Genomic DNA, 13,856 nt, shown 5'->3' with positions numbered 1-13,856 from the left:
CACTGGCCGTCGCCCGCGCCGGCGAGGAGGCGGCGACCGGCGGTCCCGGTGCGCGGCCCGTGCTGGGCATCGCCCTGGGGTTGGTGGCCGGCCTGACCTACGCCGTCTACTCCTGGGGCGCCGGGGGGGGGTTTCGCCCCGGCCTCCCCCCCCCCCCCCCCCCCCCCCCCCCCCCCCCCCCCCCCCCCCCCCCCCCCCCCCCCCCCCCCCCCCCCCCCCCCCCCCCCCCCCCCCCGCCCCGCCCGGCCGTCCCCCTCCTGAGGAGCTCCCCATGCTGCGTTCCATGAACTCCGCGATCGCCGGTCTGCGCGCCCACCAGACCAAGCTCGACGTCACCGGCAACAACATCGCCAACGTCAACACGGTCGGCTACAAGAGCTCCACGACCGTCTTCGAGGACACCCTGTCCCAGGTCATGCGCAACGGCTCGGCGCCGACGGCCCAGGCCGGTGGCACCAACCCGGCGCAGGTCGGCCTCGGCGTGAAGGTCGCGGGCATCACGACCAACTTCGAGCAGGGCGCCGCGCAGAACACCGGCCGCTCGACCGACTTCATGATCAGCGGCGACGGCTTCTTCGTCACCCGGGCCGGCAACGAGCAGCTCTACACCCGCGCCGGGTCGTTCAACTACGACGCCGCGGGCAACCTGGTCACCCCGGACGGCGCCCTGCTGCAGGGGTGGATGGCCGACGACGGCGTCGTGGACACCAACCGCGCGATCGGCACGCTCACCGTGCCCTTCGGGGACGTCATGCAGCCCACCGAGACCGACACCGGCGCGGTCGTCGGCAACCTGTCCAGCGCGGCGGCCGCGACCACCGGCGTGCAGACCCAGATGACCATGTACGACGCCCTCGGGACGGCGCACCAGATCAGCCTGTCATTCACCAAGACCGGCGACAACACGTGGAGCGTCGTCGCCCGCGACGAGAACGACGCCACGCTGGCCAGCACCGCCGGCCCGCTGGTGTTCGACCCGGTCACCGGCCAGCTGCCCGCCGCCGCACGGTCCTTCCAGATCACGCCGGACGCCTCCATGGCCGCCAGCTGGCCCGGTCAGATCACCATCGACCTGGCCGACCTGCGCCAGTTCGGCGGCCCCTCGGGGCTGACCCCGGCGCGGGTGGACGGCAACGCCATGGGCTCCCTGCAGTCGATCTCGCTGAGCGGCGACGGCACCGTCATGGGCGTCTACTCGAACAGCCTGCGCGAGCCGATCGGCAAGCTGGCCCTGGCCACCTTCGCCAACCCCGGTGGCCTGGCCAAGGCGGGCAACAGCTCCTTCCGGGTCGGTGACAACTCCGGCCAGCCGGCCATCGGCGAGCCCGGCGGTGGCGGCCGCGGCACGCTCATCGCCGGCGCGCTGGAGATGTCCAACGTCGACCTGGCCGAGGAGTTCACCGGGCTGATCGTCGCCCAGCGCGGCTTCCAGGCCAACAGCCGCGTGATCTCCAGCTCCGACGAGGTGCTGCAGGACCTGGTGAACCTGAAGCGCTGAGAGGGATCCCGTCCTCCTCACCCCTCGCACGCTCGCGGCGGTGCCCTGGACGGGGCCACCACGGCCCGGCCCCTCCTCGTGGGAGGGCCGGGCCGTCGTCGTCCCGGCACCCCGGCGTCCCCGCAGGTCACACCCTCACCCCGGGGGGTGAGGCGGCCTGTTCGGCTCAAGGCGGGCCCGCGGCGGGCCGAAGACAACTGCAGACCGGCAGCCTGCGTGAGCGGCCGCCGTCATCCCTCCCCGATCGAGCCAGAGGACCCCCGTGATCCGTGTGACGCGCCTGAACGGAGAGCGGTTCGCGCTCAACCCCGACCTCGTCGAACGGGTCGAGGGGCACCCCGACACCGTCGTCTTCCTGGTCGACGGCACCAAGTACATCGTCACGGAGAGCGTGGAGGACGTGCTCGTGGAGATCCGCGAGTACCGCGCCAGCATCCTCGCCACGGCCTACGAGATGGACCGCGGCACCTACCGCTCGCCGTCCCGCGCGGCGGAGGCCGACACGAGCGCCTCCGTCGTCCCCTTCCCGGCCCGCGAGGAGCGCTGACCGATGGACCCCGCCACCCTCATCGGGTTCGTCGTCTCGCTCGTCGCCCTCCTGGCCTTCATGGTCCTGGAGGGCTCCGACCCGATGTCGCTGCTCTTCCTCCCGGCGATCATCCTGGTCGTCGTCGCGACCTTCGGCGCGGCGATGTCCAGCCAGACGATGGACGACCTCAAGAAGCTGCCCGCCTGGTTCAAGATGGCGGTCGTGCCGGCCAAGGTGCCGCCGGCCACCGAGCAGATCCAGACCCTGGTCAGCCTCGCCGAGAAGGCCCGCAAGGAGGGCCTGCTCGCGCTCGAGGCGCAGGTCAAGGCCATCGAGGACCCGTTCCTCAAGCGCGGCCTGCAGATGGGCATCGACGGCACCGACCCGGAGGAGCTGCGCGCCGTCCTGGAGAGCGAGATCGCCGCCAAGAAGGCCGAGGACAAGGTCGCCGCCAAGTTCATGAACGCGATGGGCGGCTACGCCCCGACCATCGGCATCGTCGGCTGCATCGTCGGCCTCATGAACGTGATGGCCAACCTCAGCAACCCCGAGTCGCTGGGCCCGATGATCGCCGCGGCGTTCGTCGCCACGCTCTGGGGCGTCATGGCCGCGAACTTCTGGTTCCTGCCGATGGGCGCCAAGATCCTGCGGGTCAGCGAGCTGCAGGCCGCGCAGATGGAGCTGCTGGTCGAGGGCATCGCGGAGATCCAGGCCGGCACCAGCCCGCGCGCCGTCCGGCTCAAGCTGACCTCCCTCATCCCGCCCAGTGAGCTGGCCAGGGAGGCCGCATGAGTTCCGGCGGCCACGGCGGCCGCCGGCGCGGCAAGAAGCACGAGGAGGAGGAGCACGAGAACCACGAGCGGTGGATGGTGTCCTACGCGGACATGCTGACGCTGCTCTTCGTGCTCTTCGTGGTGCTGTTCGCGATGAGCCAGGTGGACAAGGAGAAGTTCGCCGCCCTCGCCAAGGGCCTGTCCGCGAGCTTCGGCGGCCCCGTCACCGTTCAGCCCGGGCCGACGCCGGAGGGCTCGGTGCTCGACGGCCTGCCCGGGGCCGTCGACATCGCCTCGGCCATCGTCCCGGAGCAGACCGTCGCGCAGGCCGAGGTGGGCGCCGCCGCCGCGCAGGCGGCCCTCGCCGAGGCCCAGCAGGTGGCGGCCGAGGCGCAGGCGCAGTACGAGGACCTGGCCGCGGTGCGGGACCGGATCGAGGCCGCGCTGGCCGCCGCCGGCCACGCCGGGGCCGCCCGGTACGAGATCGACGAGCGCGGGCTGGTCGTGCACATCGTCGCCGACCAGGTCCTGTTCGACGCCGAGCAGGCCGTGCTGCGACCGGAGGGCCGCAGCATCCTCGACGCGGTCGCCCCCACGCTGCGCGACCTGCCCAACGCCCTCGGCGTCGAGGGCCACGCCAACCACCTCCCGGTGACCCCCGGCGGGGCGTGGCCGTCGAACTGGGAGCTGTCGGCCTACCGCGCGACGACCGTCGTCCGCTACCTGGCCGGCACCGGCATCCCGGGGACCCGGATGGTCGCCAACGGCCACTCCGACACCCGCCCGCTGGTCCCGCCGTCGGACCCGACCTCGATCGGGGTCAACCGCCGCGTCGACGTCGTCATCCAGTCCACCGCCTCCGCCGAGGCCAACGAACTGCTCCCCGGCCTGGACGCCGGCAGAACCGAGGAAGGCACCGATGGCTGACAAGAAGCAGGCCGAGACCCCCGAGGACGACGAGGCCACGGGCGGCGGGAAGAAGAAGCTCCTGCTCATCGGCCTGGTGGCGCTGCTCGCGGTCGCCGGCGCGGCGTACTTCTTCCTGTTCGCCGGCAGCGGCGAGGCCGAGGCGGCCGCGGAGCCGGAGCACGGTGGGTACACCGCGCTGGAGCCGGTCGCGGTGAACCTCGCCGGCGGCGGCTACCTCAAGATCGGCATCACCCTGGAGTACACCGCGGCCGCCGCCAGCGGCGGGCACGGCAGCGGCGGCGTCGACGGCTCCAAGGCGCTGGACCTGCTGATCTCCACCTACTCGCAGGCCCAGCCGGCCGACGTGGTGGGCGCCCGAGACGCCCTCAAGGAGGCCCTCGAGCAGAAGATCGTCGAGGCCTACACCGAGGACGGCGTCCCGATGGTCATGCACGTCTACCTCACGGAGTACGTCACCCAGTGACCCCTCGGGGAGGCACCCCCGTGGCCCTCCCCCGCACCACCCGCCACACCCGTCCGCCCTGACCGGCAGCGCCCCGCGCCACCGGTCAGGGCGGCGGCGTTCCCCGCCGATGTACCGCTCGTGACCCGCCCCGACAACGGACCCGCCCCCACCGGGCGCAGCCGCCGCGGCGAACCCCGCACCTACGACTTCCGCCGGCCGACCAAGCTCTCCCGCGAGCACGTCCGGGTGCTGCAGATCGCCCAGGAGGCGTTCGCCCGGCAGACGACGACCGTCCTGACGACGATGCTGCGGGCCGGCGCCCGGCTGGAGCTGCTGGGCATCGAGCAGCACTCCTACGACGACTACGTCGCCTCGCTGCCCGACCCGTGCTTCATCGCGACGTTCACCATCGAGCCGCTGGCCGGCAAGGGCGTGCTGGCCTATCCCCTGGACATCGCGATGGCCGCCGTCGACCACATGCTCGGCGGCTCCGGCGCCGCCGACCAGCCGGACCGGCCGCTGACCGTCATGGAGACGGCGATCACCAACCACCTGCTCGGCCGCCTGCTGCAGGAGTTCACCGCCTCCTTCGCGCACATCGTGGAGCTGCAGCCCGAGCTCAGCGAGATCGAGTACAACCCGCAGCTGGCCCAGGCGGCGGCGGGCTCGGACACCGTGATGGTGGCCTCGTACACCATCGGGATCGGCGGCCGCAGCGGCGAGGCCTCGCTGGTGCTGCCCTTCTCCTCCTTCCAGACGCCGCTGAACAACGCCGCCTCCCCGCAGCTGTCGGAGTCGGCCCAGGCCAAGCGCCGGCGCGCGTTCGAGGCGCTCAACGAGCGGCTCACCCAGGTGCCGGTGGACGTCGGCGTGCGGTTCACCCCGCTCGAGGTGTCGTCGGAGGACCTGCTCTCCCTCGCCGTCGGTGACGTGCTGCTGCTGCGTCACCCGCAGGACGCCCCGCTCGAGGTCACCACGAACGAGGTGACCTTCGCCTACGCGATCGCCAGCAACCACCGCCGCCGGCTGGCCGCCGCCATCGTCCCCACCCCGGCCACCCCGCAGAACCGAGCCCAGAAGGACACCGCATGACCGCCTCCGTGGAGCACTCGCAGGCCTCTGAGACCGTGATCGCCGTCGTGGCCTCGGCCGCCCGGGCCGCGGCGGCGCTGGTGCCGGCGACGGCCGAGCTCGTCCCCGGCGCGCCGGTCAGCGACCCCGACGCCGTCCTCGCCCCGGCCACGGCCACCACCGCGGTCGCCGCGCGGCTGTCCGGCGAGGTGAGCGGCGACGCCGTCCTCGTCGTCTCCGCCGAGATCGTCGACGCCCTGGCCCACTCCCCCGTCGGCCCGATGGACGTCGCCACCGCGCTGCGCCCGGCCCTCGAGGCCGCCGCGGCCACCCTGGGCCGGGTGCGCGTCGACGCCGAGCGCACCGAGGACCCGGACGCCGCGATGGACGGCCTGCGGGACAAGGGCATGTTCGTCGCCGTCCCGCTGCTGGCCGCCGGCGGCACCGTGGAGGCGGTCTTCGCGCTGCAGGTGACGCTGCCCCGGGCGCGCACCCAGCGCGGCAGCCTGGACCTGCTGCGGCACGTGGCCATGGAGGTCACCGTCGAGATCGGCCGCACCCGGATGACCGTCGGCGAGCTGCTCTCGCTGCACCCCGGCGAGGTGGTCGAGCTCGACCGCGCCGCCAGCGCCCCCGCCGACCTGCTGGTCAACGGCACGCTCATCGCCCGCGGGGAGGTCGTCGTCGTCGACGAGGACTTCGGCCTGCGGATCAGCGAGATCATCACCGACGCCGCCGCCTCCGAGATCGAGGGCCGGCAGGCATGACCTGGATGGTGATCCGGCTGGTGCTCTCGCTGGCCTTCATCGGCGGCGTCCTCTGGTTCGCCGCCCGGGTCGCGAAGAAGCGCGGCATCGGCCAGGGCAACGGCCTCATCGAGGTGGTCGCCCGGCAGCGGATGGGCCGGGCGAGCAGCGTCAGCGTCGTCCGCATCGCCGACCGCGTGCTGGTCGTCGGCTCCACCGAGGAGCAGGTCACCCTGCTCGCGGAGGTGGACGGCGACGTCGTCGAGGAGGCCATCGCCGAGCGGCGGCTGGCCACCGCGCAGCCCGCGCCGGCCGGTGCACCCGGCGTGCTCGCCGGCTCGGTGTTCGACCGCAACGGGTGGGCGACGTTCGTCGGCCAGCTGCGGGAGCGGACGGTCCGCCGCTGATGACCTCCTCCCCCGCTCCCGTCCGGGGCGTCCCGGTCGCCCGGCGCGTGGGGCTGGTCCTGCTGCTCGCGGCGCTGCTCGGCGTCGTGCTCGCGCTGCTGGCCGGCCCGGCGTCCGCCGCCCCCACCGCCCCGGTGGAGCCGACGGCCCCGACCGTCCCCGTGGTCCCCGGCGTCGACGGCGGTGTGGACATCTCGATCGGCGGCGGGAGCCCCAGCACCTCGATCACGCTGATCCTCGCGATCACCGTGCTCTCGGTGGCGCCGGCGGTGCTGCTGCTCGCCACCTCGTTCACCAAGATCATCGTGGTGCTGTCGCTGACCCGGAACGCGCTGGGCATGCAGATGTCGCCGCCGAACACGGTGCTCACCGGCATCGCCCTGTTCCTGACGCTGTTCGTCATGGGCCCGGTGTTCTCCGAGATCAACGAGACCGCCGTCCAGCCGTACCTCGACGGCGCCATGACGGTGTCGCAGTCCTACGACGTCGGCGTCGTCCCGCTGCGGGAGTTCCTGCTCGACAACACCCGCGAGGACGAGCTCTCGCTGATGGTCGGGCTCTCCGGCGAGGAGGCCCCGACCGACGCCGCCGCGGTGAGCATGACGACGCTGGTGCCGGCGTTCGTGCTGTCCGAGCTGAAGAGCGCGTTCATCATCGGGCTGGTCGTCTTCATCCCGTTCCTGGTGCTGGACATGCTGGTCAGCGCCGCGCTCATGTCGATGGGCATGATGATGGTGCCGCCGGTGATCGTCTCCCTGCCGTTCAAGCTGCTGCTGTTCGTGGTGGTCGACGGGTGGGCGCTGATCACGACGGCGCTCGTGGGGAGCTACGGGTGAGTGACGCCGACGTCACCGAGATCGCCGTCCAGACGATGACGGTCGCCGCCAAGGTCGCCGCCCCCGTGCTGCTGACCGCGCTGCTGGTCGGCTTCCTCATCTCGCTGTTCCAGGCGGCGACGCAGATCCAGGAGCCGACGCTGTCCTTCGTGCCGAAGGTCATCGCGGTCGCGATCGCGCTGCTGGTCACGGGCAACTGGGTGCTCTCCGAGCTGGTCACCTTCACCCAGAACCTGTTCGACTCGCTGCCCCGCCTGCTCGACCGGACGTAGCGGCCGTGGACCTCGAGGTCCCCGCGGGCACCATGGCGGCGCTGCTGCTCGGCACCGCCCGCGCCACCGGCTTCGTCCTGCTGGCCCCACCGTTCAACTCCCGGGGCATCCCGGCCCCGGTGAAGGGGGCCCTGGCGCTGGCCCTGTCGGTCGCGCTGATGACCCGCATCGCCCCGGACCTGCCGGAACCGACCACCGGCTTCCTCGTCGTCGGCGCGGTCACCGAGGTCGCCATCGGGGCGGCGCTCGGCTTCGTCGTCCACGTGCTGTTCGCCGCCGTCCAGTACGCCGGGGACCTCATCGACCTCACCGGCGGCTTCTCGCTGCAGCCGGCCTACGACCCGCTGTCGATGACGACCAGCTCCTCGGTCGGCCGGCTGCACCACCTGCTCGCGATGACGCTGCTGTTCACCAGCGGCGGCCACCTGCTCGTCGTGCGCGGCTTCGCGACCTCCTACGAGGGGCTGCCGGTCGGCGGGACGGTGCCCACCGAGCAGCTGGCCCAGGTCCTGATCACCGCGCTGTCGATGATGTTCCTGGCCGCGCTGCAGATCGCCGGGCCGATGGTCGCGGTGCTGCTGCTGGCCGACGTCGCGCTCGCCCTGCTGTCCCGGGCCGCGCCCGCGCTCAACATCTTCTCCTTCGGCTTCCCGGTGAAGATCATGCTGACGATGGCGCTGCTGGGGCTGACCTTCCCGCTGCTGCCCCCGGCCCTGGACGCGCTGGTCGAGCACGCGGTCCGGGCGATGGTCTCGCTGCGGAGCGGGTGATGGGGCACGGACACCGGACGGCGCCGTCCCCCGTGCGCCGGACCGCCGGTTCCGCCGGCACCGGGAGGAGGTGAGCCGTGGCCAAGGACGGGCCGGGTGGGGAGAAGACCGAGGACCCCACTCCGCAGCGGCTCAAGAAGGCGCGCCAGGAAGGCCAGATCCCGCGGACCCAGGAGCTCGGCACCTGGGTCGGCGCCGCGGCGGCCAGCTTCCTGCTGCCGATGCTGGTGCGCAACGCCTTCGACGAGGTCGGCGCGATGTTCGTACAGGTCGGCGTGGTGGTCGAGGACCCCGAGGTCGAGGCGGTCACGGCCCTGCTCGGGCAGGCCCTGAGCACCTTCGTCACCGTGGCGCTGCCGATGGCGGTCGCGCTCATGGTCGTCGGCGTGGCCGCGTCCGCCGCACAGGGCGGGGTCCACGTCACGAGCAAGCCGATGAAGCCGACGCTGAAGAAGCTCAACCCCTTCCCGGGGATGAAGCGGATGTTCGGCGGCCACGGGCTCTGGGAGGCGACCAAGGCGGTCATCAAGACCGCCGCGCTGGGCACGGTCGTCGTCGTCACCAGCGATCGCGCCCAGCACCTGGTGTCGGCCTCCGGCGCGCTGCCGCTGTCGGCGGTCACCGCCACCTTCACCGACTCCGCCGTCCTGATGATCCGCGTCGTGGCGGTCACCGGCCTGGCGATCGCGGTCGCCGACTACGTCATCGTCCGCAGGCAGACGATGAAGCAGCTGAAGATGAGCAAGTACGAGATCCAGCAGGAGCACAAGAACTCCGAGGGCGACCCGCACGTGAAGGCCCAGCGCCGGGCCACCCAGATGGCGATGTCGCGCAACCGGATGATGGCCGAGGTCGCCGACGCCGACGTCCTGCTGGTCAACCCCACCCACGTCGCCGTGGCACTCAAGTACGAGGCCGACCGCGGCGCCCCCCGGGTCGTGGCCAAGGGTGCCGACGAGGTCGCCGCCAAGCTGCGCGAGCGGGCGGCCGAGGCGCGCGTCCCGATGGTGCAGGACGTGCCGCTCGCCCGGGCGCTGCACGCCTCCTGCGAGATCGGCCAGGAGGTGCCGGCCCAGCTGTTCACCGCCGTGGCGCGGGTGCTGGCCTTCGTCATGCAGCTGTCGGCGCGCGGCGTGCGCGGTGGCTTCCACCGGCCCGGCTTCTCCGCGCCGGACGTCGAGGGTCTGCCGAGGGCCGGGCGCCGCCGCTGACGCGCGCGGCGGCTCGCAGGGCCGCCGCCGACGGGGCGGCTGGGACGGGCGTGGCGGCTGGGGCGGGCGGCGGTGCCCCGGCCGGACCGCGCTGCCGATGAGTCGTCCGTGCGAGGAATGTCGAAGGCCGCCGTCCCGATCGGCGTGGTGGCCATCGTCCTCATGCTGGTCGTGCCGCTGCCCGCCGCGGTGCTGGACCTGCTCCTGGGGCTGAACGTCACCGCCTCGCTGCTCATCCTGCTGGTCGCGATGCAGATCAGGCGGCCGCTGGACTTCGCCGTCTTCCCGTCGCTGATCCTCATCGCGACGCTGTTCCGGCTGGCGCTCAACGTCTCCTCGACGCGGCTGGTGCTGACCGACGGCTACGCCGGCAAGGTCATCGAGGCCTTCGGGCACTTCGTGATCGGCGGCTCGCTGGTCGTCGGTCTGGTGATCTTCGTGATCCTGACGATCATCCAGTTCGTCGTCATCACCAACGGTGCCGGCCGCGTCGCCGAGGTCGGCGCCCGCTTCACCCTCGACGCGATGCCCGGCAAGCAGATGGCCATCGACGCCGACCTCAACGCCGGGCTGATCAACGAGAAGCAGGCCCGCAGGCGGCGCACCGAGGTCACCGCCGAGGCCGACTTCTACGGCTCGATGGACGGTGCCTCGAAGTTCGTCAAGGGCGACGCCATCGCGGCCATCATCATCACGCTGATCAACCTGATCGGCGGGATGGCGATCGGCGTCATGCAGCTGGGCATGGCCCCCGGCGACGCCGTCTCGACCTACTCGCTGCTGACCGTCGGCGACGGCCTGGTCTCCCAGATCCCCGCGCTGCTGCTGTCCACCGCGACCGGCATCATCGTCACCCGCTCGGCCTCCGACGGGGACATGGGCTCGGACCTGATCGCCCAGCTCGGCCGCTTCAAGCAGCCGGTGCGGATCGCCGGCGGCGCCGCGCTGGCGCTGTGCCTGATCCCCGGCCTGCCCAAGCTGCCGTTCCTGGTCATCGGCGGGCTCTTCCTGCTCATGGCCGCGCGCATGCAGGAGACCCCCGAGGTCGACGAGGACGCCGACCCGCAGGCCACGGCGGACGACGAGCCGAAGCCCGACTCCCCCGAGGCGATCGCCGAGAAGATGCGGGTCGACCCGCTGGAGCTCGAGGTGGCCTTCGACCTGGTCGACCTGGTGGACGCCTCCCGGGGCGGCGACCTGCTGGACCGGGTCAAGGCGCTGCGCCGGAAGGTCGCGATGGAGACCGGCCTGGTCATCCCGCTGGTGCGCACCCGCGACAACCTGGACCTGCCGGCCTCGCAGTACGTCATCTGGCTCAACGGTGTCCCCGCGGCCAAGGGCACCTCGCCGGCCGGCACGGTCCTGGCGATCGGCGACATGCTGGACGGGCTCCCCGGCCGGGCCACCCGCGAGCCGGTGTTCGGGCTGCCCGCGAAGTGGGTGCCGGTCGAGCTGCAGCGGCAGGCGGAGATGGCCGGCGCCACCGTCGTCGACCGGTCCTCGGTCATCACCACGCACCTGGCCGAGGTCGTCCGGCAGAACGCCGCCGACCTGCTGGGCCGGGAGGACGTCCGGCTGCTGGTCGAGATGGTCAAGCGGACGCACCCGGTCGTCGTCGAGGAGCTCACCCCGACGCTGCTCACGCTCGGCGAGATCCAGCGGGTGCTGCACGGGCTGCTGGAGGAGAACGTCTCCATCCGCGACCTGGTGCGCATCTTCGAGGCGCTCTCGGTGCGGGCGAAGGTGTCCACCGACGTCGACGGCCTGGTCGAGGCCGCCCGGTCGGCGCTCGGGTCGGCGATCAGCCACCCCTACGTCACGCCCGACGAGCGGCTGCACGTCATGACCCTCGACCCGGCGTTCGAGCAGCGCCTGCTCGAGGCGGTGCGGCAGAGCGAGGCCGGTCAGGTCCTCGCGCTGGACGCCGGCACCGTCGACGCGCTGGTCAACGGCTGCAGCGGGCTGCTGGCCGACGCCGAGCAGCTGGGCCTGGCCCCCGTGCTGGTGTGCTCGCCGCAGGTGCGCGCCGCCCTGTCCCGCCTGATGCGTCAGGTCCTCCCCCGCCTGCCGGTGATCTCCTACACGGAGGTCTCCCGGACGGCCCAGATCGAGTCACTGGGAGTGGTGAACGGTGCCGTTGCCGTCCGTTGAGGCCGCGACCCGCGAGGGCGCCATCGCCGCCGCGCGGGAGCAGTACGGCTCCTCCGTCCGGATCGTCGGCATCCGCCGCGTCCGCACCGGCGGGGTGATGGGCTTCTTCACCACCGAGCGCTTCGTCGCCGAGGTCGAGGAGGCCACGCCGCCGCCGGTCGTGGAGCGCCGCCCGGCGTCGAAGGCGGAGTCGATGGCCCGCATCGAGGCCGCGCTGCGCCGCGACCCGGTGCTGCCCGACCCGGTCGACGAGGTGGCCGACCTGCTCGGCGGCGGCGCCGGCCAGCCCGCCGTGGGGCTGTACTCCCGGACCTCCGCGCCGCGCACCTCCCGCCCGGCCGCGGCGAAGGGCTTCCGCAAGGCCCCGGCTCCCGCTGCGGCGCCGCCTCCCGCTGCGGCGCCGGCTCCGGCCCCGGCTCCGGCCGCCCCCGGGGTGGACGACGCCGCGCTGCCGCCGTCGCCGTTCACCGCCGCGCTGGCGCAGATGGTGGCCCTGGACGTCGACGTTCGCGAGGCCGTGGACGAGGCGATCGCCGCCGTCGCGGCCGCCGCGCCCGCCCCGGCCGCGGCTCCGGCTGCTCCGCCCGCACCCGCCGCCGCGCCCGCGGTGGCCGTCGAGCCCGACGGCCCGGACGCGGGGCTCGACATCCTCTGGGGCCCGGCGCCCACGCCGCCGCCCGCCGCCGCCGTCGTCCCCCCGGCGCCCGCCCCCGCGCCGGAGCCGGAGCCGGAGCCGGACCCCGTGCCCGAGTGGGTGCACGAGCCCGACTTCAGCACCGGGCCGATCACCTCCCGCGAGGAGGCGATCGCCGAGGTGCTGCGTGCCGCCCTGGCGCACGACACCTCCGACGCGGCGCTCACCCAGCTGCTTCGCGGCGTGCTCGCCGGCTCCTCGCAGCCCGAGGACGACGCCCGCCAGGCCGACGACGCATGGGACGAGGCGCACACCGCCGAGATCCCGGTGTGGGTCGACGCGACCGCCGAGGCCGACGAGTGGGAGGTGGAGGCCGACGTCCTGGCCCCGACCGCCAGCGACCCCGCGCCGCTGCCCGCCGACGCCACGACGATCCTGCCGCCGCTGTCGCTGCTGCCGCCGCCGGCGCCGGGCACCGCGCTGGCGGTGCCGCCGCTGCTGGGCCGCCCGCCGGTGCCGCCGGCGATCGGCCGCGACCCGGGCCAGTCGGTCGCCCGCCTGGCTCCGCCGTCCGCGGAGGCCCGCCTGGCCACCGTGACCCGGCTGCCGGTCGACAAGCGCGCCGCCGCCTGGCGCCGCTCGGCGCCGATGGTCGTGCCCTCGGTCCGTGGCCGGTCGACGTCCGGCGGGACCGGCGCCCCGCGGCCCGGCGCGGCCGAGGACGCCCTCATCCGCCGGCTGCTGGAGCTCGGCGTGCCCGAGCGGCTGCTCGGCGCGGACTTCGCCGCCGAGGTGGCGCGGCTGGGTGCCTACGCCGCGCTGACCCGCGCGCTGGCCGCCGGTCTGCCGGCCGCCCCCGCGCTGCCGACCGGCGCCGGTGAGGTGCTGCTGGTCGTCGGGCCGGGCGTCGAGACCCTGGCCGCCGCCCGCGCGCTGGCGGCCTCGCTGCGGCTGGACGGCGAGCAGCTGCAGTGGGCCTCCCGCGGCGACCTGGCCGCGTTGGCCCCGCGCAGCAACCGGATCACCGGCATCGACACCGCCGTCGAGCGCAAGCAGGAGGCCGACCGGTCGAGCGCGCTGACGATCGTGGCCGTCGACGTCCCGCTGCGGGCCGTCGGCGGCGCGTGGCTGGAGCAGATGGTCGCGGTGTTCGCACCGGTCGGCGTGTGGGCGGTCGTCGAGGCCACCCGCAAGCCGGAGGACGTCGGCCCGTGGCTGGACGCGCTGCCCCGCGTGGACGCGCTCATGGTCCAGGACACCGACCTGACCGCCGACCCGGCCGCGGTGCTGGGCCGCACCGCCACGCCCGTGGCCCTCCTCGACGGTGCGCGGGCGACCGCCCACCGCTGGGCCTCCCTGCTCTGCGAGCGGCTGGAGAGCTCGGGGGCCTGAGCCCGCTGCGCTGGGCCGCCACCCCCGCCCAGCCCCCACCGACGACGATCCGGGCGCCGCGACGCCCTGACGGCCTCGGCCGGACCACTCTCGCGCCGTTCCCGGAGCTTCCGCGCCGGTGCATCAGCGCCACCGCGCGGGAAACGGCGCCGGAGTGGCCGCCGTCCACAGATCCGGGCACGACCGCCCAA

The 13,856-nt window shown here is 73.8% G+C and carries 14 protein-coding genes; all 14 read left to right on the top strand.

Annotated features, from left to right (window positions below):
* The first annotated feature begins 271 nt into the window (after positions 1 to 271).
* The 14 genes from ACI78Z_RS06005 (at position 272) to ACI78Z_RS05940 (ending at position 13,665) form a co-directional block, all read left to right on the top strand.
* Positions 272 to 1,498 carry a flagellar hook protein FlgE gene (locus ACI78Z_RS06005; RefSeq protein ID WP_457035614.1) on the top strand — a complete coding sequence of 409 codons (1,227 nt, stop codon included), beginning with the start codon at positions 272 to 274 and terminating at the stop codon, positions 1,496 to 1,498.
* Between the two features lie 262 nt (positions 1,499 to 1,760).
* Positions 1,761 to 2,045, top strand: a complete 285-nt coding sequence (locus ACI78Z_RS06000; RefSeq protein WP_457035613.1) for a flagellar FlbD family protein — start codon at positions 1,761 to 1,763, stop codon at positions 2,043 to 2,045.
* A 3-nt stretch (positions 2,046 to 2,048) separates the two neighbouring features.
* Complete coding sequence (locus ACI78Z_RS05995; protein WP_457035612.1) at positions 2,049 to 2,819, top strand: motility protein A; 771 nt, start codon at positions 2,049 to 2,051, stop codon at positions 2,817 to 2,819.
* Positions 2,816 to 3,727, top strand: a complete 912-nt coding sequence (locus ACI78Z_RS05990) for a flagellar motor protein MotB (protein WP_457035611.1) — start codon at positions 2,816 to 2,818, stop codon at positions 3,725 to 3,727. Before ACI78Z_RS05995 ends, ACI78Z_RS05990 begins: the two co-directional genes overlap by 4 nt.
* Entirely contained in the window at positions 3,720 to 4,193 is a 474-nt protein-coding gene (locus ACI78Z_RS05985) for a flagellar basal body-associated FliL family protein (RefSeq protein WP_457035610.1), read from the top strand. The genes ACI78Z_RS05990 and ACI78Z_RS05985 overlap by 8 nt, the downstream gene beginning before the upstream one ends.
* 120 nt (positions 4,194 to 4,313) lie before the next feature.
* A complete protein-coding gene (locus ACI78Z_RS05980; RefSeq protein WP_457035609.1) occupies positions 4,314 to 5,267 on the top strand; it encodes a flagellar motor switch protein FliM in 954 nt (317 codons plus the stop codon).
* Entirely contained in the window at positions 5,264 to 6,013 is a 750-nt protein-coding gene (gene fliN, locus ACI78Z_RS05975) for a flagellar motor switch protein FliN (RefSeq protein WP_457035608.1), read from the top strand. The genes ACI78Z_RS05980 and fliN overlap by 4 nt, the downstream gene beginning before the upstream one ends.
* Positions 6,010 to 6,399, top strand: coding sequence for a flagellar biosynthetic protein FliO (gene fliO, locus ACI78Z_RS05970; protein ID WP_457035607.1), 390 nt, complete (start codon positions 6,010 to 6,012; stop codon positions 6,397 to 6,399). Before fliN ends, fliO begins: the two co-directional genes overlap by 4 nt.
* Positions 6,399 to 7,235, top strand: coding sequence for a flagellar type III secretion system pore protein FliP (gene fliP, locus ACI78Z_RS05965; RefSeq protein ID WP_457035606.1), 837 nt, complete (start codon positions 6,399 to 6,401; stop codon positions 7,233 to 7,235). Before fliO ends, fliP begins: the two co-directional genes overlap by 1 nt.
* The gene (fliQ, locus tag ACI78Z_RS05960) at positions 7,232 to 7,507 is read left to right on the top strand and encodes a flagellar biosynthesis protein FliQ (protein WP_457035605.1); all 276 of its coding nucleotides are present in this window, start codon (positions 7,232 to 7,234) and stop codon (positions 7,505 to 7,507) included. Before fliP ends, fliQ begins: the two co-directional genes overlap by 4 nt.
* A 5-nt stretch (positions 7,508 to 7,512) precedes the next feature.
* Entirely contained in the window at positions 7,513 to 8,277 is a 765-nt protein-coding gene (gene fliR / locus ACI78Z_RS05955; RefSeq protein ID WP_457035604.1) for a flagellar biosynthetic protein FliR, read from the top strand.
* 77 nt (positions 8,278 to 8,354) lie between these two features.
* Positions 8,355 to 9,488: an EscU/YscU/HrcU family type III secretion system export apparatus switch protein gene (locus ACI78Z_RS05950; protein ID WP_457035603.1), complete on the top strand. Its 1,134-nt coding sequence runs from the start codon at positions 8,355 to 8,357 to the stop codon at positions 9,486 to 9,488.
* Between the two features lie 117 nt (positions 9,489 to 9,605).
* Positions 9,606 to 11,639 carry a flagellar biosynthesis protein FlhA gene (gene flhA, locus ACI78Z_RS05945; protein WP_457035616.1) on the top strand — a complete coding sequence of 678 codons (2,034 nt, stop codon included), beginning with the start codon at positions 9,606 to 9,608 and terminating at the stop codon, positions 11,637 to 11,639.
* Positions 11,620 to 13,665: a hypothetical protein gene (locus tag ACI78Z_RS05940; RefSeq protein ID WP_457035602.1), complete on the top strand. Its 2,046-nt coding sequence runs from the start codon at positions 11,620 to 11,622 to the stop codon at positions 13,663 to 13,665. Before flhA ends, ACI78Z_RS05940 begins: the two co-directional genes overlap by 20 nt.
* Positions 13,666 to 13,856 lie beyond the last annotated feature (191 nt).

The organism is Geodermatophilus sp. SYSU D01176 (assembly GCF_054050015.1).
This window is presented reverse-complemented; position numbering and strand designations above follow the sequence as displayed.

What these genes read in the sequence shown, in the direction of transcription:
- ACI78Z_RS06005 (WP_457035614.1), top strand. Translation starts at nt 272, where the DNA reads ATGCTGCGTTCCATGAACTCCGCGATCGCCGGTCTGCGCGCCCACCAG.
- ACI78Z_RS05995 (WP_457035612.1), top strand. Translation starts at nt 2,049, where the DNA reads ATGGACCCCGCCACCCTCATCGGGTTCGTCGTCTCGCTCGTCGCCCTC.
- ACI78Z_RS05990 (WP_457035611.1), top strand. Translation starts at nt 2,816, where the DNA reads ATGAGTTCCGGCGGCCACGGCGGCCGCCGGCGCGGCAAGAAGCACGAG.
- ACI78Z_RS05985 (WP_457035610.1), top strand. Translation starts at nt 3,720, where the DNA reads ATGGCTGACAAGAAGCAGGCCGAGACCCCCGAGGACGACGAGGCCACG.
- fliN (WP_457035608.1), top strand. Translation starts at nt 5,264, where the DNA reads ATGACCGCCTCCGTGGAGCACTCGCAGGCCTCTGAGACCGTGATCGCC.
- fliO (WP_457035607.1), top strand. Translation starts at nt 6,010, where the DNA reads ATGACCTGGATGGTGATCCGGCTGGTGCTCTCGCTGGCCTTCATCGGC.
- fliP (WP_457035606.1), top strand. Translation starts at nt 6,399, where the DNA reads ATGACCTCCTCCCCCGCTCCCGTCCGGGGCGTCCCGGTCGCCCGGCGC.
- flhA (WP_457035616.1), top strand. Translation starts at nt 9,606, where the DNA reads ATGTCGAAGGCCGCCGTCCCGATCGGCGTGGTGGCCATCGTCCTCATG.